Source organism: Burkholderia sp. Ax-1720, assembly GCF_011753035.1.
Taxonomy (GTDB): Bacteria; Pseudomonadota; Gammaproteobacteria; order Burkholderiales; family Burkholderiaceae; genus Burkholderia; species Burkholderia gladioli.
The window spans coordinates 118,288-140,451 of record NZ_VWWK01000003.1 but is presented as its reverse complement, the minus strand read 5'-3'; the positions used below and the strand labels follow the sequence as shown (position 1 = coordinate 140,451).

At 61.2% G+C, this 22,164-nt stretch carries 21 protein-coding genes and 1 pseudogene; 4 read left to right on the top strand and 18 right to left on the bottom strand.

Translation table 11 applies throughout. The annotated features are described in order from the left end of the window. Together F3J18_RS02075 and F3J18_RS02070 are read left to right on the top strand one after the other, a co-directional pair. Window positions 1–225 (top strand): annotated as a pseudogene (locus tag F3J18_RS02075) (hypothetical protein); the annotation flags it as partial. Continuing rightward, window positions 222–1,337, top strand: coding sequence for an LLM class flavin-dependent oxidoreductase (locus F3J18_RS02070; protein WP_166911087.1), 1,116 nt, complete (start codon window positions 222–224; stop codon window positions 1,335–1,337). The pseudogene F3J18_RS02075 and the gene F3J18_RS02070, both read left to right, overlap by 4 nt. A gap of 69 nt (window positions 1,338–1,406) precedes the next feature. Here F3J18_RS02070 and F3J18_RS02065 read toward each other — a convergent pair whose 3' ends face one another. Next, window positions 1,407–2,495 (bottom strand): sigma-54 dependent transcriptional regulator, encoded by a 1,089-nt coding sequence (locus tag F3J18_RS02065; RefSeq protein WP_166911085.1) that lies wholly within the window; start codon window positions 2,493–2,495, stop codon window positions 1,407–1,409. A gap of 259 nt (window positions 2,496–2,754) precedes the next feature. Here F3J18_RS02065 and F3J18_RS02060 point away from each other — a divergent pair, with 259 nt between their 5' ends. Beyond that, a complete protein-coding gene (locus tag F3J18_RS02060; RefSeq protein WP_166911083.1) occupies window positions 2,755–3,084 on the top strand; it encodes an H-NS histone family protein in 330 nt (109 codons plus the stop codon). Window positions 3,085–3,394: 310 nt separating this feature from the next. Here the strand turns inward: F3J18_RS02060 and F3J18_RS02055 are convergent, their stop codons facing one another. The 15 genes from F3J18_RS02055 to F3J18_RS01985 form a co-directional block, all read right to left on the bottom strand. After that, a complete protein-coding gene (locus tag F3J18_RS02055; RefSeq protein WP_166911081.1) occupies window positions 3,395–3,697 on the bottom strand; it encodes a hypothetical protein in 303 nt (100 codons plus the stop codon). Between the two features lie 23 nt (window positions 3,698–3,720). Then, window positions 3,721–3,933, bottom strand: coding sequence for a hypothetical protein (locus tag F3J18_RS02050; RefSeq protein ID WP_166911079.1), 213 nt, complete (start codon window positions 3,931–3,933; stop codon window positions 3,721–3,723). 648 nt (window positions 3,934–4,581) lie between these two features. Beyond that, on the bottom strand, window positions 4,582–5,058 hold the full coding sequence (locus tag F3J18_RS02045) for a hypothetical protein (RefSeq protein WP_166911077.1): 477 nt from the start codon (window positions 5,056–5,058) through the stop codon (window positions 4,582–4,584). 14 nt (window positions 5,059–5,072) lie between these two features. Further along, window positions 5,073–5,462, bottom strand: coding sequence for a hypothetical protein (locus F3J18_RS02040; RefSeq protein WP_166911075.1), 390 nt, complete (start codon window positions 5,460–5,462; stop codon window positions 5,073–5,075). 22 nt (window positions 5,463–5,484) lie between these two features. Beyond that, window positions 5,485–5,766, bottom strand: a complete 282-nt coding sequence (locus F3J18_RS02035) for a hypothetical protein (RefSeq protein ID WP_166911073.1) — start codon at window positions 5,764–5,766, stop codon at window positions 5,485–5,487. 516 nt (window positions 5,767–6,282) lie between these two features. Beyond that, complete coding sequence (locus tag F3J18_RS02030; RefSeq protein ID WP_166911071.1) at window positions 6,283–6,684, bottom strand: hypothetical protein; 402 nt, start codon at window positions 6,682–6,684, stop codon at window positions 6,283–6,285. A 46-nt stretch (window positions 6,685–6,730) separates the two neighbouring features. Then, window positions 6,731–7,018: a hypothetical protein gene (locus tag F3J18_RS02025; RefSeq protein WP_166911069.1), complete on the bottom strand. Its 288-nt coding sequence runs from the start codon at window positions 7,016–7,018 to the stop codon at window positions 6,731–6,733. An 86-nt stretch (window positions 7,019–7,104) separates the two neighbouring features. After that, window positions 7,105–7,359 (bottom strand): hypothetical protein, encoded by a 255-nt coding sequence (locus tag F3J18_RS02020; protein WP_166911067.1) that lies wholly within the window; start codon window positions 7,357–7,359, stop codon window positions 7,105–7,107. A 750-nt stretch (window positions 7,360–8,109) separates the two neighbouring features. Then, window positions 8,110–8,316 (bottom strand): tyrosine-type recombinase/integrase, encoded by a 207-nt coding sequence (locus tag F3J18_RS38030; protein WP_345891676.1) that lies wholly within the window; start codon window positions 8,314–8,316, stop codon window positions 8,110–8,112. Between the two features lie 206 nt (window positions 8,317–8,522). Further along, entirely contained in the window at window positions 8,523–10,139 is a 1,617-nt protein-coding gene (locus F3J18_RS02010; protein ID WP_240154512.1) for a hypothetical protein, read from the bottom strand. Between the two features lie 28 nt (window positions 10,140–10,167). Continuing rightward, window positions 10,168–10,431 carry a PAAR domain-containing protein gene (locus F3J18_RS02005; protein ID WP_166911065.1) on the bottom strand — a complete coding sequence of 88 codons (264 nt, stop codon included), beginning with the start codon at window positions 10,429–10,431 and terminating at the stop codon, window positions 10,168–10,170. Window positions 10,432–10,491: 60 nt separating this feature from the next. After that, a complete protein-coding gene (locus F3J18_RS02000; RefSeq protein WP_166911062.1) occupies window positions 10,492–12,030 on the bottom strand; it encodes a DUF6396 domain-containing protein in 1,539 nt (512 codons plus the stop codon). Window positions 12,031–12,152: 122 nt separating this feature from the next. Then, window positions 12,153–14,270 carry a phospholipase D-like domain-containing protein gene (locus F3J18_RS38635; RefSeq protein ID WP_166911060.1) on the bottom strand — a complete coding sequence of 706 codons (2,118 nt, stop codon included), beginning with the start codon at window positions 14,268–14,270 and terminating at the stop codon, window positions 12,153–12,155. 41 nt (window positions 14,271–14,311) lie between these two features. Continuing rightward, the gene (gene tssI, locus F3J18_RS01990) at window positions 14,312–17,044 is read right to left on the bottom strand and encodes a type VI secretion system Vgr family protein (RefSeq protein ID WP_166911058.1); all 2,733 of its coding nucleotides are present in this window, start codon (window positions 17,042–17,044) and stop codon (window positions 14,312–14,314) included. Between the two features lie 365 nt (window positions 17,045–17,409). Then, complete coding sequence (locus F3J18_RS01985; protein ID WP_240154513.1) at window positions 17,410–18,354, bottom strand: cell division protein FtsZ; 945 nt, start codon at window positions 18,352–18,354, stop codon at window positions 17,410–17,412. Between the two features lie 28 nt (window positions 18,355–18,382). On the opposite strand from F3J18_RS01985, the gene F3J18_RS01980 reads away from it, so the two are divergent. Beyond that, window positions 18,383–18,718: a helix-turn-helix transcriptional regulator gene (locus tag F3J18_RS01980; RefSeq protein WP_166911056.1), complete on the top strand. Its 336-nt coding sequence runs from the start codon at window positions 18,383–18,385 to the stop codon at window positions 18,716–18,718. 387 nt (window positions 18,719–19,105) lie between these two features. On the opposite strand, the gene F3J18_RS01975 is transcribed toward F3J18_RS01980, so the two are convergent. Both F3J18_RS01975 and F3J18_RS01970 read right to left on the bottom strand, forming a co-directional pair. Continuing rightward, window positions 19,106–20,134, bottom strand: coding sequence for an extracellular solute-binding protein (locus tag F3J18_RS01975; RefSeq protein WP_166911054.1), 1,029 nt, complete (start codon window positions 20,132–20,134; stop codon window positions 19,106–19,108). Then, complete coding sequence (locus F3J18_RS01970) at window positions 20,131–21,828, bottom strand: ABC transporter permease subunit (protein ID WP_166911052.1); 1,698 nt, start codon at window positions 21,826–21,828, stop codon at window positions 20,131–20,133. Before F3J18_RS01970 ends, F3J18_RS01975 begins: the two co-directional genes overlap by 4 nt. Window positions 21,829–22,164 lie beyond the last annotated feature (336 nt).

Genomic DNA, 22,164 nt, shown 5'->3' with positions numbered 1-22,164 from the left:
CTCTATTGGATGGCGGCGGACCCCGCCGACAACCTGCGCGCCGCACCGTTCTGCGACGGCCTGATCGCCGTTGCGCGGCCCGACCCGGCCGTGTTCGAGGCGCTCGCGCGCGTCAGCGCGGCGCGCGCGCTGCCCCTGCCTTCGGCGCGCGAGCTGTTCCGCTGCGCCCTCACCGTGGCCGACGCTCCGCGCGCGGCCCCTCATCGGGAACACCGATCCTCATGAGCCTCGACTTCGCCTGGTTCCTGCCCACCAACGGCGACGGCCCGCATCTGGCCAACAGCGGCCTGCCGCGCCTGCCCACCTATCTGCGCGACTTCCGTCCGCCCACGCCCGACTACCTGCGCGGCGTCGCCCGGGAGGCCGAGGCCGCCGGCTTCGACAGCCTGCTGGTGCCGACCGCGACCGGCTTCGAGGATCCCTGGCTGGTAGCCGCCCAGCTCACGCGCGCCACGCGGCGGATCGCCTTCATCGTCACGTTCCGGCCCGGGCTGGAAACGCCCGAGCGGATCGCCGCCCAGGCGGCCACGCTGCAGCGGCTGGGCGGCGGCCGGCTGCGCCTGTTCGCGGCCAACGGCTCGAGCGCCTACGAGCAGCGCGCGCTCGGCGACTTCCTCGACCACGACGCGCGCTACCAGCGCAGCTCGGAATGCCTGCGCGTGCTGCGCCGCATGTGGCTCGGCGCGGGCCACAGCGTGGCCGGCAGCCACTACGCGCTGAGCCCTGCGCAGGCCGGCGAGCCGCTCGCCGCGCCGCCCGCCCTGTACCTGGGCGGCGCCTCGGGCGCAGCGGAACTGGTGGCCGCCGGCCAAGCCGATACCTACCTGCTGTGGGGCGAGCCGCCCGCCATGGTGCGTGCCCGCATCGCGCGGCTGCGCGCGCTGGCCGCCATGCATGGGCGCCGCGTGCGCTTCGGCCTGCGCGTGCACGTGATCGCGCGCGACAGCGAACGCGCCGCTTGGACGCGCGCCGACGAACTGCTGCGCGGCGTCTCGGACGGCATCTACATGAAGGCGCAGCGTGCGCTCGACGCCTACGACTCGGTGGCCCAGCACAGCCAGACCGCGCTGAGCCGGCGCGGGCCGCGCTCGCTGCGCGAGCTGGAGGTCTATCCGAACCTGTGGGCCGGCGTCGGCCTCACGCGCGGGGGCGCGGGCACCGCCGTTGTCGGCAGTCACGACCAGGTCGCGCAGCGCCTGGACGAATACCGCGCGCTCGGCATCGACGGCTTCCTGCTGTCCTCGTATCCGAACCTGGAGGAAGTCGCGCGCGTCGGCGAGCACGTCTTGCCCCGCGTACGACGGCTGGCGATGGGAAACGGCGCGGCGGCACAATGAGGCGCCCATCGCCCCCATCGCTCGCGCGGCGCGCGATCCACCCGGGCGGCACGCGCCGGGCGCAAGGTGTCAGTCGTCGAAAGCCGCTTCCGGGCGCGGATCGTTGAGCAGCCCGTAGCGTGCCAGCAGGGTGCGCATGGTATTGCGCGTCACGCCCAGCAGCGCGGCGGTGCGCACCTGGCTGTAGCGGCAATGCTCGAAGGCCTCGCCCACCACCAGTTCCTCGAGATCGCGCAGCAGGCTCTCGCCGGGCGCGCGGAACAGGCGCCGCACGCCGGCACGGATCTCGTCCTGCGGCAGCACGTTTTCGGCCTGCCCGGCACGGGCCTGGCCCGCCAGCGCCTCCGAGAACTTCAGGTGTTCCTCGCGGATCAGGTTGCCGCTCGATACCAGCAGCGCCAGATGCATCACGTTCTCGAGTTCGCGGATGTTGCCGGGCCAGGGATAGGCGAGCAGCGCCTGGCTCGCGCCCTCGGAGAGCATCGGCTGGGCCCGCTGCAGCTGCCGGCAGTAACGTGCGCGAAAGTGCTCGGCCAGCGGCAGGATGTCGTGCGGCCGCTCGCGCAGCGGCGGCAGGCGCACCCGCGCGAGATTGATCCGATAGAACAGGTCCATGCGGAAGTTGCCGGCCAGCACGGCCTGTTCGAGATCGACATGGGTGGCAGCGACGACGCGCACGTCCACCGCGCGGGCACGCGTCGCGCCCACCCGCGTCACCTCGCCCTCTTGCAGCACCCGCAGCAGCTTGGCCTGCAGCGCGAGCGGTAGGTCGCCGATCTCGTCGAGGAAGATGGTGCCCTGGTGGGCCTCCTCGAAATAACCGGTACGGCGCCCCTGCGCGCCCGTGAAGGCGCCGGCCTCGTGGCCGAACAGTTCGCTCTCGGCGAGCTGCTGGCTGATCGCACCGCAGTTCACCGCGATGAAGGCGCCCTTGCGCCCGCTCAGTTCGTGGATATGACGCGCCACCAGTTCCTTGCCGGTGCCCGTCTCGCCAAGGATCAGCACGGGCGCAAGGGTCGGCCCGAGCTGCTCGGCGAAACGTAGCACTGCGCGCGAGGCGGGATCGGCGAACACGATCGCCTTGGCGCGAATCGACAACGGCCGGCTCTCGCGCTCCGGCAGGGCAAGCAGCTTGGGGAAGTCGGAAGGGTTATCCATGGTCGACGCAGACGGATCGGTATCGCGTGTCAACAGGTGTCGACCCGAGGAATTGATCTTAATCAGAACCGGCCGCGCACAAAATGCCTATTCTTGCGATCCTTTGCCTACTTGTTCTGATAACGAATCCCGCTTGATAAAATAACCTGTAGGCCGTCCGTTAACTTCTCGTCGTTCACGGTAGTGATAAGGTCCGGTTCGCGGCCTTGGTCCGAGCCAACGTAGCATCACTCTCCAACATTCAAGTACCGAGGTACGCGTGACGTCAACAATCACCGAATTGCAATCTCAGCTGCGCAACATCAATATCCAACTGGCCGACGCAAGAGTCGAGGAAAAGCGTGCCCTCCTTGCTGCGATAAAAGAGCACGCGCAGTCGCTTGGGATCACGCAGGACGAGCTGTTGATCGCGGCCGGTTTCAAGATGCCCAAACGCCGACGCGCGCCGGCGAAATACTACGATCCGAGCAGCGGAAACAAGTGGTCGGGCCGGGGGCCGAAGCCGAAGTGGCTGCAAGATAAAAATCTCGACGATTACCTCATCGACCAGAATCGCCCTGAGCCTCAGGCGTGGTGGCCAGGCGAATGAAAGAGGGCGCTAATTCTGCCCCCCTTCCTCCCCCGTTTCCAGATTCGTTTTTGTCCGCCGACCGGTTGCGCGTGACAGCTTCGCGGCACGCCGATGCTAGCCCGACCCTTGTCCGGCAGCCCGCCCCATCTGATCGTCAAGCTCACCCACCAGCTCACCGCCACACGTGCGGTAGTCGGAAGGGTTAGCGGCGCCGCCCCAAACCCTGGTCTTCAACTCGCGCCGGCCGGAGTCCCCGCGCGGCGACCGACCGGCGCGCAGGTCACTGGCCGAACCATGCTCGCCAGCTCACGTTATGCATGCACGTCTTTCATCGTCGCGCACCTCTACTTATCACGCCTTCCTTGGTGCCGGCCAGGCCAACGTCTTCCGATGATTGCTGGCGCCGCGAATGAAGCTTCTCTGCGAGAACGGAGACGGTCACCAGGGCCGCGCTGACCAGGATGGCCACGGCATAGTTATGCAGACCGTCGAGCGCGCCAATGCGATGCGTCAGGATACCGGTCAAAACGAGGGCGGCGACGAGGCCCGCCGAGACTCCGAGCGAGAACCAATCACCTAGCACGCTGACTGCCCCTAGCAAATTCATCCCGAATGATTTGATCCTTTTCATGTCCGTTCTCCGGTCATTTTTGCTTACAGCGAACTCGGCTGCTTCACATTCGCCCACCGTTGCCGATTTTCTTCGCCAGCACAAACCGAGTTCCAGCCCATAGCATAGGCATCGATTGTCAGGTCAAGCGCGACTTCATCCTCGAGAAAGATCGGCTTGTCAGAAGCACGGAGAGCGGCTTCCGCCTCCGCGACACCAGCATCAAAGTCTTCAGTACGTTTTTCGGTAGTGCTCATCTTGTTTGTCAAAGCTGCAGTTCCGTTGTGGCGGCCAGGCCGGCGATTTCCTATTTGTCCGCGATGGTAGCTACTACCTGAGCTAGCGTCGAGGCCTGGGCTACGTGGGGAAAATTGTCCAAGATGTTCGGCTTCTTCCGGTACCCGCAAAGGAGAAGTTGCGTATGACGCAGAAGCGGATACTGCTCTGAAATCGCAGCTCGCACGGCCATACCTTCCGCCATTACATCGCGGGCGATCAACGCTATAAAGTCGTCTACGCAAACAACGTGAGCGCCAGCAAGCCCCACAGCGTTGCTGCTTGGAAGCACGGCATACTGCTCGATCGGGGTGCTTTCTGACAGAAACGGAAAAAGCTCGGAGAACATGTAGAGTCGCGCTAGCCGGAACTTCTTTTCGAAGCGTAGTTCGCGTTTCTCCCAGGTGTGGGCGTCCAGTGACAGTTTTTAATGTCGGATGATCCCTTCGTTCGGAGAATATCCGACGACATCGACCTCCATATCATGCCCACCAGCGAGGCGCTTGCCCACTCGCACGTTGGCTCTCACGATATGGCCAGTCCAGTCTAGCCATTCCTTGGCTAACGCTTCCAGGTGGTTCATGTTTATCCCGTTTCCCTTTGGGCCGGCAGCGCCAGCGTCTTCCTTTCTAAATGCGCTCGATCGGGATGTTCCAACCCACAAACATTTCTCGGCCATCATCTGTCCCCCCATCGACTCCGTGAGCCTTCCGGTCGTCGAAAACAAACCAGTCGCCGGCATTGGGGGCATGCTTGACGCGCCCCTGCTTGAACACCAGCCCGTCGTTATGAAGCACGACCATCAGCACCAGCCCTTCATCATCGGTGTGTGGCTCGACGCCAGCCGTGGCCACCAGAAGCTCCCGACGCTCGCGCCCAAAGACATCCGCCCGCTGTCGGCGGTAGCCCAAGGCCTCCAGATCCGGCAGCCAAGCGGCACCATCCTGCAAGGCCCACGCCGGGACCGACGAAGTTTCGACTTCGTCGCCGCAGAACGCCTGTTCCTCGGCCGCCAAAAACACCTCGGCGGCCAGCTTGCCAGCCTCAGCGATCACGAGAGCTGGCAATGCTACTGATCCGCAATTCTCACCCAGCGGCTGAGCCATCGGCGCTCTCCAATCTATTTGAAGACCAATGGAACTACCACTGCGTGAAGTCGTGCCGCTTCACGCCATAGCCCCGTTTGCTGCATGTCCGACATTTGATCCCACACCGTTGTAGCGCTGGATGCTGTCTCTTGAATACCGGACCTGACGAACAAGCTGGTGCCCGGATCGAGAAGCGATTCCAGGTAGCCTAGGACGACATCGCAAAAGAGCTCGCACCCATCCTCGCTCCGCAGATCAAGACGATGCTCGTCGAGGCCAGTGAAGAAGCGGTTCATCGCCACCGTCTCGCCTTCTGCGCCAAGGGCAACGATTGCCGCCCACTCACTGACTGTTTCGTCCGAGAACTCCTTCAACAGAAGAGCCGCCAGTATAGGCGAGAGAGGACGTTGCAGATCGATCATTGCTGCTTTCCTTGGCCCTGATTCAACGTTCGATGGACAAGTCGTCGCCGTTCACCTGGACGGTATACGCAATGCATTCGCTCATGCTCATCGCCGCATCGACAAACGTGAAAAGGCCGGCGGCACCGGGATCGGATGTAGTCACGACGACGCTATCGCTGATCGAGAACTCCGAGAGCAACTGCACGTCGTCGAAGATCTGACGCGCTTTGACAGCGTTGTCGCCAACATCAGACATGATCCAGTGCTTCTCTTGATCATCTACCAATGCTCTGCACTTCACTACTTTGAACGTCCCATTCATCGACGTTTCCTCGTTTTCCGTTGTGCCGGCCAGGCGGCGATTTCCGTGGTGTTTTCAGGCTACCGGCTGGGCCGGTGGCACAGGGTCGCAGCAGTGCGTGGGGAACTCCCAGCTTGCATCTTCGAGCTTCGGTCCGCTCGCGTAAAACCAGTCGAAGTCGTCTTCCCGATCTGCCGTGACCAGCCGAGGTTCTTCCCAGGAGGGTGCCCATACCCAAAGCGCCCTACCCGCGAACCATTCTTCGCCCGCGCTAAACTCGCGCCAGTTGCTCAGTTCCATTGTTTTCAGATCACCTTTTATCGCGAGAAGGCAAATACCTGCGCTCAATGGTCCCGTCCAAGAGCACACTGGCGACGACAGCAGCCGTCGCCGCTGGTACGCCAATCCACCACGACAGACCGGAGCTACGGCATGCGAACAGGAAGATCAGTGCAACCGCTGGTCCGAGTAGTGACACCACAACGGTCCATACAGGCAAAGTACCCACATCGTTTTGTCTTTTCATGTTTTCCGTTGTCACTGCTGCTCGGCCATCGCCACTGCAGCACGCACTGCGCAAGCTACATGCAATGACATTGCTTTTCCAGATTCCGCAGTCCAGATCGTGCGTAGGTAGGGCGTCCCAAGGTCCCGACAGACCTTCGACTGGACCACCCTGGGCGTGTATGAAGCGCCCAACGTGACGACGTAGTTCCGCCCCTTGTTGGCCGATACATTGAACACCCTTTCCTCTCCTCCCACGGAGATTCCGCTCGCGGCAAGGGCACCCCGCAGTGCATCCCACGCCGTCACGATTGGCAAACAGAAGGGCGCCTGATCGCCACTTTTCGTGATGATCGTGACGTCCGAGAATTTCGCCTCGAGAAGTGCAACCATCGTCTGAACGACCGACTCGAATTTGGCTTCGCTAATGTTCATTTGCAGTAATTTTCCTTCGTGCCGGCACGACCGCCGTGTTCCGCGCTTATCGGTACAGAGCAGCGTCCAGCGCTTCCAAAGATTCTGCGAGATCGCGCCATTCGGTCCAGTCACTGTCTGCACCGAACTTGCTATGCACGCGCCGCGCACATGCGACCACCGACAGAATCTCCCCCGCCGAGCCTAGCTTCACCGCGTTGCGCAATGCCAGCACGGCCATATCGTGGCGCTCCGCCACGCCGTCGTCGTCAATATCGGACAGGACTTTCTTGGCCGCCGTCACCATCATGGCCAACTGCGCTTCAAGCTGCTTGATCTTCTGTTCTTGATTCATGATGCTACTTCCCGTGAGGTTAGCCGGCCCGCGCGGCCACCGGCCCGCACATCGCCTTGTCGAGTGCCCTGCTCAATTCAGTTTTCCTACGCGTTCGACCGCAGCGCTCGGGCCGCCGCTCGAATCCGGCGGGCGGCATCGCGCGACGTGTCTGATACCTCCGTCCAATCGTGATGCCACCATGCGATCACGGCGGCAGCGTCGCCCAACGAGCGCGCAGCGATCACGTCGCGAACTTCGTCGGCCACTTCACTCCACCATGCCGCTCCTTCACCGTCACCTGTGCTCGGGTCGATTGCCTTGCGGTAGACCGCCTTAGCGGTGTCGAGTGTGATTTGCATCGAGTTGTCCTTGGCGCCGGCCAGGCCGACGTTTTACTGTCTGCTTAAAACGCGTAGCCTCGCTCAAGGCGGATCAACTGGCCCCGCCATGCGTGGCCGCACGAGGCGCAGTCGATCATGACCCGACGCGGGATTATGTCGGCAGGCCAGTCCGCGAGCGGTAGGTCTACGAGAGAATCGTCGTCGGTCTTCGGTGTCCGAATCCAATGATAGGCATGCGTGCGACATCGGGGGCAGCGACGATCAACCTTCATGGCGTTTTCCTTGCTATCCCAATCGCGGCCCGAGGCCGGCACTCTGCATCTTCCCGAACCCAGCTTCAGTGACGACGATGTGCTGGCAGCGGTACCTTTGTTCAATGCCCTCCAGGCTCACTGCCGCCGGCGGTTTCCGTTTTGCTTCGCCTAGTCATCGGCGGAAGCGCCGATATATGACCGCATCGTATATCCCCAATGGGGATGTTCAAGCCTTTTTCTTCTGCCACTCTAGAATCTCTTGCACGTAAGAGCGGCCCATGTCGGGCATGCTCCGAAAGTCCGGGGATTGGCTAGGTAGGAGCCATTTATCCAAGGTGCGTCTAGCGACGCTCACACGCGCTGCGAACTCATCGCGCGTCATCTCTAGCTGGTCCATCGCGTAGCGCAAGAACTCCTGTTGTGGGAGGTCGGAATACTGTCTGTTTGTGGCCATCTAACCCTTCAATATCGGCATTTTCCGTGTTTCACGGTATATCCCCATCGGGGATGTCCGTCAAGCGCCCAAGGCGTCGTCGCGATGGACGGGTATGTCGATCCCAGCCACGCTTGCAAGCAGTTCCCGCCGGGACGTGCCCAGGTACGCTGCAACATGATCCAGGTGCGCGTGCCCAAGGAGGGTTTGAACCATTTCGAGCGAGTGCCCATTCGCAATCAATCGGGTGGCAAGCGTCCCCCGTCTAGGATGACTGCTGTAGCCCACGCCGAGGCCTGCGGGCCGCTACAACGCGGTGAGGTAACTTTGCAGGCTGTGTCAGCGTCCCAATACTCCATCGGCTTGCCGGCAGAGCTGACGCGGCACTTCACACTTAGCTCGAACGGCCCACCCTTCTGCGTGAGGATGAGACGGGTTCGCGGCATCAGGCCGCGATACTCGCTCCAGTCCAGCGACGGTTCACGTGGACGAAATCAAAGCCCCAGGCGATCGGGCCGGACTACCGTGGGGCCGATGAAGACGAGCTTGCGAAGCGATCGTTGCGGGCCGTGTGGCTGCATCTTGAAGTGCGGGCGGCGCCAGTGGCCGCGCACCTGCCGATGAGCATCGAGACCGGATGATGGCTCATCGGGCAACTCGTCGAGCACGGCCGGTCCGACCACGTGCCGGTCGTACAACAATTCGATCTGCGCAAGCCTTTCGGCGCGCCGGCGTTTGCCCAGCCGACCCAGATTACGTGGTGCGTCCGAATATGCCCGATCGTGAATTACCTGCGCCTCGCCCGTCGCGAGATACAGCAGCATCTTGATCGTGTAGTCGAGCACGCGTCGCCATACCTGCATGGATCGCTCAACCTCCGCCAGCGGTTGATGGGTGGTCCCTCCATCGATATCCGCGAGAAACTGGCTAATGGTTTTCTGCGGATCTTCCAGCGGGATCGCAAGGAACCCGGTCTCAATCCAGCTCTCGTCGCGAACCTCACTCCACATGGCCACATTGATTACGTCGCTGGTGGCGTATCCCGGGCGCGAACCCGCCCGGCGGCGGCAGAGCATGATCGCGTCAACGCCCCCTCTCCGCCCCCACCAGGACGGATCAGGAACGATGCACATCGTGTCTTCCGGCGGTGCAAGCAGGCAGACCGGCACGTCGTCGGCGATATACGCGTCGTCGAGCAGCCGGTGCAGCGGCGGTGTCGGCTCGAACAGCGCGCCTTTACAGACGTCGAACATCTGCCACGGAATACTCCCGTGAGCGCGTCCGCGGTCATCGCTGCTCCGGAACAGCTTCGGATCGCCCCGACTCCACCAGTCGAGCCACGCCCCGAAATCCGACCGCATCAGCGAGACCGGATCATCCCGCAATCTCTGCGTGAACTCAGCCCCTGTGCGGCCGGCCGCGGAGCGGACCCTGGTCCAGGCTTCGAGCGCGCCACTGGCGCGGTAGCGCACGGGCATTGGCAGGCGGGCGAACCGGTCGTCGGCGGCGTCCTCCGTTCGAAGAAGGGCATTGCGAATCAGGTCGCCGATCCGCGCCGCGCCAGCATAGCCTGGTGCCTGGCGCGTCTGTGCAGCGATCGCGAACTGCGCCGCTGTCCGGTGGTCCTGCCCGATCAGCGGCATTTCGTGGCGGGCCACCTGAAAACGGGCGACCAGCGCCGGGCTGTACTCGACCGAGACGCGCATGGCGCACGACTCAAGATCCATGTCTGAGCCGGTCCGAGCGAGTCGGACGTCAACGCCCTGGGGAGAAGTCACGGTGATGCACTCGCCGGCCTCGAACCTGCCTGCGCGTGCAGTCAGTTTCTCCGCTACCGCGATCCACGCGTGATCGATGTACCTGCCCCAGGCAATCGCATCGGATTCGGGAAGCGGCCCGGCAACGACACGCATCGACAGCTCGGGGAGGAGATCGTGGCAGGCGACAGGGCGTCCGCCCAGGTTGAGCGATGCTCTCATCACGAGATCAAAGATGTAGCCCGTGTCGAGCGCGTCACCGCAAAGACGCAGGTGACTGCCCTCGCGGAACATCGATGCCAGCGAGCTGGGCGAGATCGGCTGCTCCTGCGCTGGAAGGGCTGGCTGCGTCATCTTCCGGCAACTATGTGCGAGAACCGGATCATGGAAATGACATCGTGGCCGAGCGACTCACGAGTGTGCAACCACAGCTCGTATGGTGGCCTTCCAACGCCACGGGGCGACCGTTGACCATGCTGTGCTCGTCGCCTTCGGAGATGGTCTGGCTTCCGTGCTCGTTGCATTCGACGGCGTCGCCCTTCCGGGCGATCGGCTTGCCGTTCACGACGTCCGCGCTCGAGCCCGTCGTGACGGTGCCGCCATGCGGCCCCAGCGTGTCGCCCACCACAATTACCTGACGAACCATGCTTTCGCTCCGGTCAGCAAGTCGAAGCTCCGGCAACGCCGGAACTTCGCTCAGTTGTCGTTACAGGCTAATCTCGCGAATACCAGGCATGCCGGTTTCCGCGTTCGGACTCCCGAGGTAAGTCCATCGAACATCGTTCATCGCCAGGCCTGGAAACCTCTCACTGGCTTGCGGGAACACCTGGCCTTTCTCAACGAACGTCTGCTGATTCCATCGGTTGAATGGCCTGGCCAGCGCATGATCGTCGGCAACGCGAGCTTCCCATATGCCACTTTGCGGGCACTGCTGCTGGCCGCCACAGATAAGGCGCGAAGGGAGTTCGGGAACCTGTCTCAGCAAGCGAGCTTCGATCATGTGTTTCAGGAAATCTTCACGCTGTGGAGGCAACGGGTACGCATCCCCCAGGTAGTGCCACTGGACCTGGTCGGCAGTGAGCCAGCTCAACGGAGACGCTTCGAAACGCTCGCCGGCATGGTAGCGCTCAGGCATGTTCCCGCGGGCGGGAATGAGCTGGGATTTTTCTGCTGACGCGGCCCCGTACAACGCCAGCCAGTATCCGTCGCGCGGGACAACCTGGTTGCCTGCAACTGAGATCGTGCTCGTGTCCAGCGATGCCACAGCGTAGCCGGGCTGTACAAGTTCGCGACCTTGTTGAGCAGCGCCCTGCTGCAGTTTGGGCGCCGGCGTCACGGGCTTCGCGCCATCGATCAACGTCTGCACGTTACCGTCCCACTTCGGCAACGCAGCCGGCGGCAGCGGAAGCACCTTGTCCAGGTTCGGAAGTTTGATGCGTCCTTGATAATGTTCCAGCGTCCTACTGATCGCGCGATATCGCTGAGCCCTGGCGCTGTCGATGGCTCCCGGCAAATTTCGTCCGTCGGCCAGGTTAAAACCGCCGAACTCGATGGACAGTTTTGTCGCGCACTTTGCGCTACCCAGCCTCACCCCTTCATGGAGAACCTCGAGCGCACGTCGCTTGGCCTCCGCCGTTCCGGGGCGTGCGTAAACGAAGCCAAGTTCTTCGGCGGCGTCTCCGTAGCCCTGCGCGAGAGCGCACTCGAGCATCTTGGTAGCGACAGGAAGGTTACCCCAGAACCCTTCATCCGGGTCGTCATGGGACGCATCCAACTTCTCCCCAAGAAATGCCAATGCAGATGGACTGCCCATATCGGCAGCTCGCTGAAAGAATGCAAATGCACTCGTCGCATTACCGCCCTTGATTCTTCCGTTCTGATGATACGTACCCATCATGTCATACGCATCTGGCACACCCAGCCGCATCGCCTTCTCAACCCATTGGATCGCGACTTCGGGGTCGTGTTCAGGCACACCTGGATAACTGCTGAGGATCAGTGATGCAAGGTTGAGCATGGCTTTCCAGTTCCCACGATCGGCAGCCTGAACGTACAGTTGATAAATCTTCGGATAGTCGCGCTTCTGGTAGTCGACATCGGGGTTGTCGAGTGCGAGCGCCTGCTGAAACCATAATTCAGCCTGCGGGTCGACCGGTGGGACATGCTGATCCTGATACACGCAGGTAAAAGTCGTACGATGCGGATTAAACAAAGGCAGCTTTTCGTAGCGCGGAAGATCAGACATGGCAACGGGACGCTCGGTAGTCGGTGTTGGTAGCAACGCGGCGTGAACACTCGCGGCGAATGCGCTCAAGGCAATCAAACTGATTCTGCACCAAGGCAAGATCGACACTAGATCTTCTCCGTTCAGGCAATAGAAGAGGTGTTGCTGGACGAGGGCGAGTCGATTTGTGCGTGCAATACGGTTTCCGTTCGGCGGTCGATAAATGGAAGTATGAATCCCTGCATTGGCCTCTTGCCGTCCTTCTGGATGTCTCGGTTGTCTTTCATCCGTCCTTCCCAAAGATCGAATGCTATCGACGTCTGGTCGCGATCTCCGCTGCCCGATGTCGCTCCTCCTGAGAGGAGCGAAAATACTCGCCCCCGAAGATGGGACACCCACTTCGGCCCCGTCGCTGAAATGTTGATCTCGCTGTCAACGGACATGCTGCGCTGGTTCATGTTTGCACTTCCCACTGTCACGAAGACATCGTCGATAAGCATCAACTTCGCGTGGATGTAGATCTCGCGATAGGCCATCACCTGATTGGCGGTCACTCCGCTGGTGCGTAACCGTGCGATGCTGACCTTCAGACCGATAGTGTCCCGCAGTTCCTGCGCGCTTTCCGGATGAAATGTGTTTTCGCCCTTTGCGTTCGTGTACGTTTCGCTGGTCTTGCCCTTATCCGACAGAACCTGTTCGCCCTTCCAGGCATCACCATGGCCCAGCTCGGCCATCGTATCGTAGGTACGTGGGACCATGCCAGGGTCTTGCGGATGCGGCGTGACAACGAACAGGTGCAAGATTGGCGCTTCCTGCTGCGGTTTGTTCGACAGTTTCGACCACGCTTCGTGGAATTTCTGCCGCTCCTGTTTCAGGTGCCTCGCAAACTCCGGATAGAAGAAATACTGATTCTCCATGTAGATGTAGTTGCGAGCGAAACTGGTCGCCTGCAGATAGGCTCTCTTTATCGTCTTCTCGTGTTCGTGCGGTTGGGTACGCACAATCTGCACGCGATAGGCGGGATCGTCGGGGAGACTCGGGATCTTGGAGGGCAGCGAGGTTAGTTCGTTCGTCTGCCATTGCGGCGGGGCGAACGGTTTCCAGCCGCGCTCGAAATTCTGGTGCAGCCGTTTCAACGCTTTGCCGACTACCTGGCAGGCATAATCCTGATACGGATTCGTGCGTGTATACACCGCCGCGCTGAGCGGACCAGTAGGATCCTGCGTTTCCTGCTCATGCTTGAGCTCGGATTGAACGTTGTCGGAGATCCATTCCTCACGCAGCGGATCATCGATTTCGTGGGCGGTCCTGTCCCAGTAGTCCGTGACCGAATTCAAACCCATCACAAAGCCGACCGCCTTACTTCCATTGTCATAGTTGTAGTCGATCAGGAGCGGCTTTTGATGATGCGTCGCGTAATCTTCAAGCAGACTCTTCTCATTGACTGCGTAGTAATCCACCAGCTCTGAGTGGGTGCTGGGAGCATCCTCTTCCGCCGGAGTTGCTGCGATCAGTTTCTTGACATCCTCGCTCGGAATGCTACGAAGAACAATCTGCAGCCGCTGATTCTTAGACCGGATGCCACTGCGTTTGCTTTCCCCGTCGGGCAGATTTCGATTCCACCATTCGATGCACCACTGGTTGCGTCTTTCGTTCGCATAGGGAGGTTTTACTTGCAGGTGTCTTTGCAACGGACTGGTCAACGAAACAGGAACATCGGTGAACCCCGGCATGCTGTTCTGAATGCGCGAGCCCCTCGGATCGAACCAGATCATCAATCGGACAGTAACGGGGTCTACCGCTCTCTGCGTAATCTCTTCGAGTAACGCTCCGTACACTATCCCACGGGGCCAATCGCCGGGTGGCGTTGGAGGAACCTGGTTGGCGGCAAGCGGCAGTGCCATCGAACCGGGTTCAAAGGAGCCGTTCCAAATTGGCTTGTTGGCGTCAAGTTCTTGTTGGGTTGGGCCCGGGGCGCCGACACCGGCTGGTGAGTCGGCGCCACGCCAAAGTTCCATGCCGGGATCAAACCCCCAACAGCAGATATCGACCGTTGATTTCGCCGCCATGAGTTGCTTGGCAATCGCCTTGAAGCCTTCCTCGCCGCAGACGAAGAACTGGAGATCGTTACCTGTGGTCGGCATGACGTCCTTGTCTACGTCCTTTTCAAGGAGCCATTGAACCGAGCCCTGCGCTGCCCGGCCAGCTTCGTCGATAGCGACATCGACCGGGTTGTGTGTTTCGAGAGGAAGTTGTGCCACGTTCTTTTCCCTGGTTGCCTTGAAGTACGTCGCTCACCTGGTCAGGCCAGCCGCTCACCGCGATTGCTCCGCTGGTCGGCGTGATCCGGATCCCCTTGTAGCGCGTCCTTCACCGCCATATCGAACTGACCGCCGTTCGCCAGCCGGACCTGATAGGCGGGTGTGCCTGGCTGGTGGTCGTTCACGACCACGCGGCCAAATTCGTCCGTAACGCCCTCACCAATTTTGGTGCCACCCTTGTACAGTTCATACGGCTCGCTCACGTATTGATGTGCGGCGCCGCCTGGAAGTGCGCCTAAAGCGAAATGCAACTGCTCCTTCTCCGGCGGGAGCGCCGGAATGGTCGGCGTGCTCACGCTGTCAGGCCCGACGAACGTCCTGCTCGCCGAGTGCACCTCGAAGCCACCTGACGTACCGCTCTTGATCTGCCCCGCCGTCCAGCGGGTATAGCTACCGCCTCCGTTGATCTCGACCTCCTGCTGCGCACTGATCGTGATCTTCGTGGCCGTCACCGTCACGTTGAGCTTCGCGAGGAGATTGATGCTGTCCTTCAACGCCTTCACATCGATATCGCCCGCCGCGGCGACGAGCCGCATGCCGGCCTCGGCGACAAACAGACGGAGCGCCTTGCGTGCGCTGGCGAAGAAGCCACCGCCAGTGCTGATCGACACGTGCTCGCCACTCGTCAGCGCGGTGGTCTTACCGCTGCTCAGATGAATCTGCGCCGGCGTGCTGGCGGCGACGCCGGCTGGGCTTGCCAGCACAAGATGCGGCTGCTCGAACTGCTTCAGGGCACCACCGCCCTGAATGCCCTTCGCCTGCGCTTTTAGCTCGCTCGCCACGGCTTTCTGCTCACCGTCCTGCGCCCCTGCGGATAGGGCTGACTGAGCAAGACTGGCCGCCGTATCCTGCGCACCGGCCAGTTGAAGATTGACCTCGTCGACACTGAACGCGTCACCGGTCGCGCCGGCGCGCGGATGCGTGGTCAGCAGCAGCCCGCGCGCGCCACGCACCGCGGCATTGCCGTCTGTACGCAACTCGACGCCCTCACCACGCTTCTCACCACGACCCGCCGGCTCGGTCACCCGCGTGATGTAGCCCGCGTGCAGACCCGACTCGAGGTGATCGCTGCGGATCTGCGTCTGGACCTGCCCCTGCGTATCGTCCTTCAGCCAGACGTTGTTCTGGCTGCCACCGATTTCCTTGCTCACGAAGCCCGACAGCATGTGCTGGGTCGGCAGGCTCCATTGCGGCGTGTTCGTGCCGTTGCCCACGCGGGCCGTGATCAGAGGTCGGTCCGGGTCGCCGTCGAGAAACGAGACGACAACCTCGTCGCCGATTCTCGGCAGCTGGATACCGCCAAAGCCCCCGCTCGCCCAGGGCTGCGCGACGCGCATCCAGCACGAGCTGCGCTCGTCCCGCTGCCCGATACGGTCCCAATGAAACTGCACTTTCACGCGGCCCATGGTGTCTGTGTAGACTTCCTGCCCGCCCGGCCCCGTCACCGTCACCGTCTGCAATTGCATGACCGGCTTGCGATGTTCAAACGGGCTACGAAACGGCACGGATCTGCGCTGCGCTTCGATTTCAACGAAGTAGACGCCCGTCGAGCCGTCCGGGTGCACGACGCCGGTCGCACTGCTCCCCTGCTCTTCCTTCGCTTCGGCGAGCTGGCCCTGCAGGCTGTGCGGAAAGTTCGCGTGGTGACTGGAGCCGGGAATGTTGTTCTCGACCAGCCACCGCGTTTCGATGATCGCGAACTGGCGTTTGTTTGGGGCATCGCGATCGTGCTCCGGGTGCCCGGTCAGTTCGAACCACCGGCCGGCGTCGGCACCGCGCAATCCGCCGGTGCCGTAAAACCGTTTCCCACGCGATTCCCACTCCTCCATGCGGACCTTCGACAGGTGATCGCCACGGTCCTGCTTCAAATAACTGTAGGGCCCCGTGTATTCGTAGACTTCCAACTGCTCCGGCAATTCCTGCGAGACCGTGGGAACGTTCGTGCCCTTCGGATTGGCGAGCGACGACGGACTCTTGTAGTCGTACGTGCGCGTCGTCAGCAGGGCGCTGTGCAGCATGCGCTCGCTGGACCAGTGAACCAGGGCATCGACTTCGCTGTTCATGCCGTACCGCGAAAACTGGACTGTCTGCGGAGCGAGCGGTTCGCAGGAATCCAGACGGTCCGCAATCGTCAGCGTGTGTGACTTGCCGTCTTCGCCCTGTTTCCAGATGCCAAACAGGCCCTCCGCTTCCATCAACCGGTGAACGAAGCTCCAGTCGTCTTCGTACTGCGTGCAATACGATCTGGGTTCAAGCGGCCTTGAAAGCGCGAAGCTGAACTGGCCTTTCGCCTGAGGGTGGGCGTTAAACACGTCGGCGAGGATTTCATCGACTGCCTTGTCCTGCCAGATGCGTCGGTCATGCCGGAATTTTAGGAAATTCATCCATGAGGCAAACCGGATCTGATAACTGGTGAGTCCACCCTCCGACCCAAGCCGACCGACAGAATAAACATATCCGTGATGCGGTCGATATGATTTGTCCGACTGCTGAAACCACAGAGTGACCGGCTGCCCAATCAGTTTCTTGAGCTTGATATCGCCGTTCGTCGACAGGACATCGAGCGTGAATTCAAAATGCCGCCCGAGCCGTGACCCGCCCACCATCCGTTGCGGCAGCAGGACATTGTCCCCCAGCGGCGTGTCGAGCCTGAGCAGACGATCCTGCTGGATCAGGCCTCCCTGAATGGCCCGTGCGATATCCTGCGCATTCATCTTTGCCCCATTTTTATTCTTATGCGCCCGCCGCATTACATTTACTACATATAATGTAGAATGGCGCAGCACATAATAGATAATCTCCAAAATACAGAGATGACAAATGTCTAACGATTCTAGCACGCCAGTTTAATTCAAAGACGGCTTTCCGATAGTATTTGACAATTCCTAACGTAATGCAAAAGACACTATCAATGAGGCCCTGTAGTCGAGCACATTAAGGTGTGGAAGGGCAGACTTGATGTGGCGCCGACCGCCAATGTTGAGCCATTCGTGAATGGTCGACGCTTCTGCTGATCCACAGCTCCCCGAGGGCATCGCCAAATTGACGATGCGGAAAACGTCCAGCGTGGCCGGAGGCTCTATATTGCCGCGACGACAGTCACACGCACGAGACCTCCCATGCGCTCGTCGTAGTGAGACGCGAGGACCGCTTCCGCGTCCCCCCGGGTCCGAGCATGGACCTGATACAGGGCCGACGCGACCTCGCCTAGCCGAAGCGTTTCCGCACCGCCCACGATCACCAACATGCCCGACGCCGTGCTCAACGATGTTTCGCTGACCGCCTCGATGGCATCGCTCGTCGCTTGGAAAATGCGCTCCGGACCGGCAGCGAAGCCGACACCCACGACGCCGCGGCGGCCGGCCTTGAACACCCCCCTCACGTCCAAAAATTCGCTGCCGGCCGGCATGGCAACCTTGCGGCCGCGCGCTGGGTCGCCCCCAGTCGCGGTCCGGTAAATCTGAAGAAGAGAGTCGAGAACGCTAAGGTGAGGGAATTCGGGAGTGACGACGATGGCATCGACCACGGCTGCGAGACCGGCAGTCGCGCTCTGGACTGTCTCCCGGTCTGCGGCCGCTCCATGCATGACGATCGCGACGGTGCGTAAGCCAATCGCCCGCCTGGCGGCGCCAACATTCTCCCCGAGTTGAAGCGCGCGAGGCTCCCCGGACGCGATGAGCAAGAACACAAGATCCGGCTGCGACCCGAGGTCCGGCCCGGGCTGGGCTCGCCGAAGCGTTGCATCGGAGAGCGTGCCGGCATCGCGATCGCCGTTCAACTGCGCGACGGCGCGCGAGCTCGTGTGCCTGGCCAGCGCCCGGGCCAACGCGGCGCCAATGCGGCCGACGCCCACCAGATCGCTCACCGGTCGATATAAATCGGATCTTCCGGTCGGCTCCGCCGATACGGCGCCGTCCACCACAGGCTTTCCCGCTTTCTCATCGCATGCTGACATCGTCATATCCTCGAGGCGCACCGGGTGCGCGCAATGCAATGTTAATTTAACAAAGACTGCATGGTTCATATTATGGCTTTTGTACGGTTGGCAATGCATGCTCTCGGGCATGAACGCATCTGCCAAAACCCCAACTTTCGAGCGCAACCCAATCACCCAGGCCGTCGGCCGGCGGTTGAAGGAAGTGCGCCTGCAGGCCGGCAAGAGCCAGGAAGATCTGGCTCACGAGGCGTCCGTCTCCAGGGTTGCGATCAGCGCAGTCGAATCCGGCGCCGCCAACACAACGGTCTTGACGCTCGCCGCGTTGTGCCGGCCGCTTGGGATATCGCTTTCGGAACTATTCGCTCCCTTGACCATGCCGCTCGACGACCACGGCCCGAGGCGAATCAACGCGGCCAAGCCGCCTAAAATCGGGCGGTCGCGCCTCCGTTAGCAGCCCATATCAGGGCAGACAGACGACAGCGTGTGGCAGGGACGCTCCGTCACGTCGCTTCGCGCCCTCTCCTTGCGTGTTTGCGCGGCCGCGCGCCGGCCACCGACTGCGCTTCGTTGCCGACACAATCTGCACTCCTAATAAATAAGAATCTCCGAGCACGTTGCGATGTCGCTTTCCGTGTTCCGAGCATTGAATAAAAAACGCGATCGGCGTGAGCGCAAACCGCGAGGCCGCCTGCAACGAGGCACGAGAAAAGTGCAGGCGGAGAAAAGCTGCGAGCCTTAAGGAAGCTCGCGAATTGGGTGATTTTTCAAAACCGCCTGCCGACTGTATTGCCCTGAGGAAGGCGCAATACAGCCGCAGAAATCTCGCGATCCAGAATGCCTAGTTAGACTTGAGCATTTCCCATACTTTGTTTCGCAACTTAATCGCTTGAACCGAGCACGCCTTATAAGGCTTCAGCCGCGATTTCAGATTCTCTGGTGTCGCGAATGCCGGATTCGACAGAAGCGATTTATCAACAAAACGCTCGGACCCGACAATCTCATTTCCATACATGTATGTATTGGAAACAACCGCTATGTTCTCCGGCCGCATCATCCAATTGACGAAGGTGTAGGCCGAGTCGAGATTCTTCGCCTTCGCCGGGATGAGCAGGCTGTCCATGAACAGCCGGACGCCTTCGCGCGGGTAGACGAACTTGACCGAAGGCAGCGCCTTTTCGGCACGCACCGCGGCGCCGTTCCAGATCTGCTGGACGATGACCTGCTTCGATGCCATCCGATCGACCGGGCCGTCATTGCTATAGAGCTTGACCGCGGGCTTCTGCTGTTTGAGCACTGCGAGGACCCGCTTCGCGTCCTCGGGGCTCTCCGTGCACTCGTCCTGCCCCAGAAACCAGCTGGCGGCCATGTAAAGCTCCTCCTGGACATCGAGGTCGGCCACCTCCCCTCGCAAGCTCGCGGGCGGGTTGAAGAACGGTCCCCAGGAATCGTCGAGGTGGCCGCCCGGGACACGCGCACTGTCGTAGGCATAGCCGGTCAGTACGATCGTATAGGGCATGGCATAGTCGCGGTTCTTGTCGAACGAAGGATGTTGATACTCCGGCCGGATGTTCGAGACGTTCGGCAGCTTGGTCTTATCCAGCCGTGTCAGCAGCCCGTCCTTAGCCAGGATCGGAACGTAGTAGTCGCCGGCGACCACTACGTCATAGGTTCCGCCACCGGCCTGCAGCTTCGTCAGCAGGCTTGCGTCGCTGTCGTAGGTGTCGAGGGTCGTCTTGATCCCCGTTTCCTTCTGGAACTTTTGAAGCAACGCCGGGGGGAAATAGTCCGGCCAATTGCCAATGTGCAGCTCTGCGGCCTGCAGAGGGAGCGAGATCGCGATCAGCGTTGCCAGCAGTGTCGTTTTCATAGTCGGCCTCCTGCGAACGTGTCCCAGTTCGGACCGAATGTCTCCGCACGGCGAGTTGCTTCGCCGCGTGGGAGCTTCACCTGCGCGAGCCAATATCCGGCCGCGACGACACCGCATGTCGCGATCGCCAGAAGCGTGGACGCGGCGTTGATTTCCGTTGTCATCTCGAGCTTAAGCATGCTGTAAATGTAAGTAGGCAGCGTGGTTCCCCCCACGCCGGACAAAAAATACGACGTCACGAAGTCATCGAGCGAAGTGATGAAGGACAGCATCACCGCCGACGCGATGCCCGGTGCGACACACGGCACCACGATGCGAGCCAGCACCTGAGACGGCGAGGCACCTAGGCCCTTCGCGGCATCCAATACCGCGTCATCGATAGCATCCATACTGGCTCGAATCGGGATGAAGGCTACGGGTAGGCAGAAGACCACGTGCGCGAACAGGACCACGCCGAATCCAAGGTCGATCGACAGCGCGGCGAAGCCAAGCAGTGTCGACACGGCCAGGACGATTTCCGGCGCCACCAGCGGAACGTGGATCAGCGCGCTCAATGCAGACGCTCTCGCTCCTTGGGTGGCTTTCGAGCGAATCGCCCACGCAGCCGACAATGCCAAGACAACCGCGATCAACGAGGTGAGGACCGCGAGCTGAATCGAGTTCCACGTGGCGCTTAGCAGCGCCGAGTTCGACATCAAATCCCGATACGCGTGCAGCGAGAACCCCGTCCAGATCAGCGCCGACTTGCCGAGATTGAAGCTCATGACCACCACCGCGACGATCGGCAGATAGAGAAACACCAGAGCTGCCGCACCCACCAGCCCGCCGCCGCGAAACTTGGTCGGCACGCCCAGCTCACCCGCTCCCGGGCCGCCTGGACGGCGAGAGCGCGCGGCCCAAGCAACCAGCAGCGAGAATGCCAAGACGACGATCGCGAGTGCAGCGCCCTTGGGCCAATCTCGGTTGGGGCCGAAGGCCAGCTGGATAAGGTTGCCGACCATCATCGATTTCGCACCGCCCAGCAAATCCGACACGACATACGACCCGAAGGCCGGGATAAAAGTGAGGCCGATGCCGGCTCGAATGCCCGGCATACTGGCGGGCACCACCAATCGGGTCAGCACCGCCCACTTCGATGCGCCAAGACTGGTTCCCGCGTCTACTGTCTCCCAGTCCAGGCGTCGCAACACCGAGTAGATCGGGAAAATCATGAAGGGGATGAACACGTTGGTGAGGCCAAGTAGCGTCGCCCAATCGGTATAGAGGATGCCTAATGCGCCCTCGTCGCCGAGCCCGTTCAGGAGCCGATTCAGGAGCCCGTTGTCCGCGATCAGCAGCATCCAGCCATAACACCGCACGACGAGGCTCACCAGGAACGGCACGATCAGTAGCAACAGGCAAAGCCGTTGATATCGCGCCCGCAAACCCACGACCCAGAGTGCGGTCGGAAATGCGATGAGCAGACAGGTCGCGGAGGTCAACACCGCGAACCAGACCGATCGGGCGAATATCCATGCGTAGCCCGCCTGCCAAACCCACTGGCCATCGAAATCCTGGTCGAACAGCAAGCGGGCGTAGGCCGACCACGAGTGCGCGTGCCAGTCGACCCCACCGAAATCGAGCGGCAGGCACGACGACACGAATCCAATGATCGCGATCGGGTATAGCACGCCCGTACCGAGTACGAGCCACACTGCGGTCCGTCCCATAGGAAATCGAATCTCTCCGTTCGATCAAAACCGAATGCCATTTCGGCAGTTCTTTTCGTTATTGTGTCGACGACCCGAAGACACGAAGGCATTCTTAGCGAACGGCCTTCACACTTCAACCATGCAGCCCAGACAAATTACGCCAAGGCTTCTGCTGTCTGCCGGCGGCCCGCCGTGCCCGTTGCAGCGTGCTCCTGACTGGACTATCTCTTACCGGGAAACAAAAGTCGAAAGTATCAGACAATCAATACGTAGGCGGCCACTTTGCCCACTTATCACAATCAACAATCTCGCCATTTATTTGCATTTAGTACACGATCG

Bases quoted from the DNA above. Each gene is read 5' to 3' on its own strand.
- F3J18_RS01975 (WP_166911054.1), bottom strand. From the start codon at position 20,134: ATGAAAACGACACTGCTGGCAACGCTGATCGCGATCTCGCTCCCTCTG.
- F3J18_RS02055 (WP_166911081.1), bottom strand. From the start codon at position 3,697: ATGAAAAGGATCAAATCATTCGGGATGAATTTGCTAGGGGCAGTCAGC.
- F3J18_RS02040 (WP_166911075.1), bottom strand. From the start codon at position 5,462: ATGATCGATCTGCAACGTCCTCTCTCGCCTATACTGGCGGCTCTTCTG.
- tssI (WP_166911058.1), bottom strand. From the start codon at position 17,044: ATGAATGCGCAGGATATCGCACGGGCCATTCAGGGAGGCCTGATCCAG.
- F3J18_RS02000 (WP_166911062.1), bottom strand. From the start codon at position 12,030: ATGTCTGATCTTCCGCGCTACGAAAAGCTGCCTTTGTTTAATCCGCAT.
- F3J18_RS02045 (WP_166911077.1), bottom strand. From the start codon at position 5,058: ATGGCTCAGCCGCTGGGTGAGAATTGCGGATCAGTAGCATTGCCAGCT.
- F3J18_RS02030 (WP_166911071.1), bottom strand. From the start codon at position 6,684: ATGAACATTAGCGAAGCCAAATTCGAGTCGGTCGTTCAGACGATGGTT.
- F3J18_RS02035 (WP_166911073.1), bottom strand. From the start codon at position 5,766: ATGAATGGGACGTTCAAAGTAGTGAAGTGCAGAGCATTGGTAGATGAT.
- F3J18_RS02005 (WP_166911065.1), bottom strand. From the start codon at position 10,431: ATGGTTCGTCAGGTAATTGTGGTGGGCGACACGCTGGGGCCGCATGGC.
- F3J18_RS02070 (WP_166911087.1), top strand. From the start codon at position 222: ATGAGCCTCGACTTCGCCTGGTTCCTGCCCACCAACGGCGACGGCCCG.
- F3J18_RS02025 (WP_166911069.1), bottom strand. From the start codon at position 7,018: ATGAATCAAGAACAGAAGATCAAGCAGCTTGAAGCGCAGTTGGCCATG.
- F3J18_RS01985 (WP_240154513.1), bottom strand. From the start codon at position 18,354: ATGAACCATGCAGTCTTTGTTAAATTAACATTGCATTGCGCGCACCCG.
- F3J18_RS02020 (WP_166911067.1), bottom strand. From the start codon at position 7,359: ATGCAAATCACACTCGACACCGCTAAGGCGGTCTACCGCAAGGCAATC.
- F3J18_RS02065 (WP_166911085.1), bottom strand. From the start codon at position 2,495: ATGGATAACCCTTCCGACTTCCCCAAGCTGCTTGCCCTGCCGGAGCGC.
- F3J18_RS02050 (WP_166911079.1), bottom strand. From the start codon at position 3,933: ATGAGCACTACCGAAAAACGTACTGAAGACTTTGATGCTGGTGTCGCG.
- F3J18_RS01980 (WP_166911056.1), top strand. From the start codon at position 18,383: ATGCTCTCGGGCATGAACGCATCTGCCAAAACCCCAACTTTCGAGCGC.
- F3J18_RS02010 (WP_240154512.1), bottom strand. From the start codon at position 10,139: ATGACGCAGCCAGCCCTTCCAGCGCAGGAGCAGCCGATCTCGCCCAGC.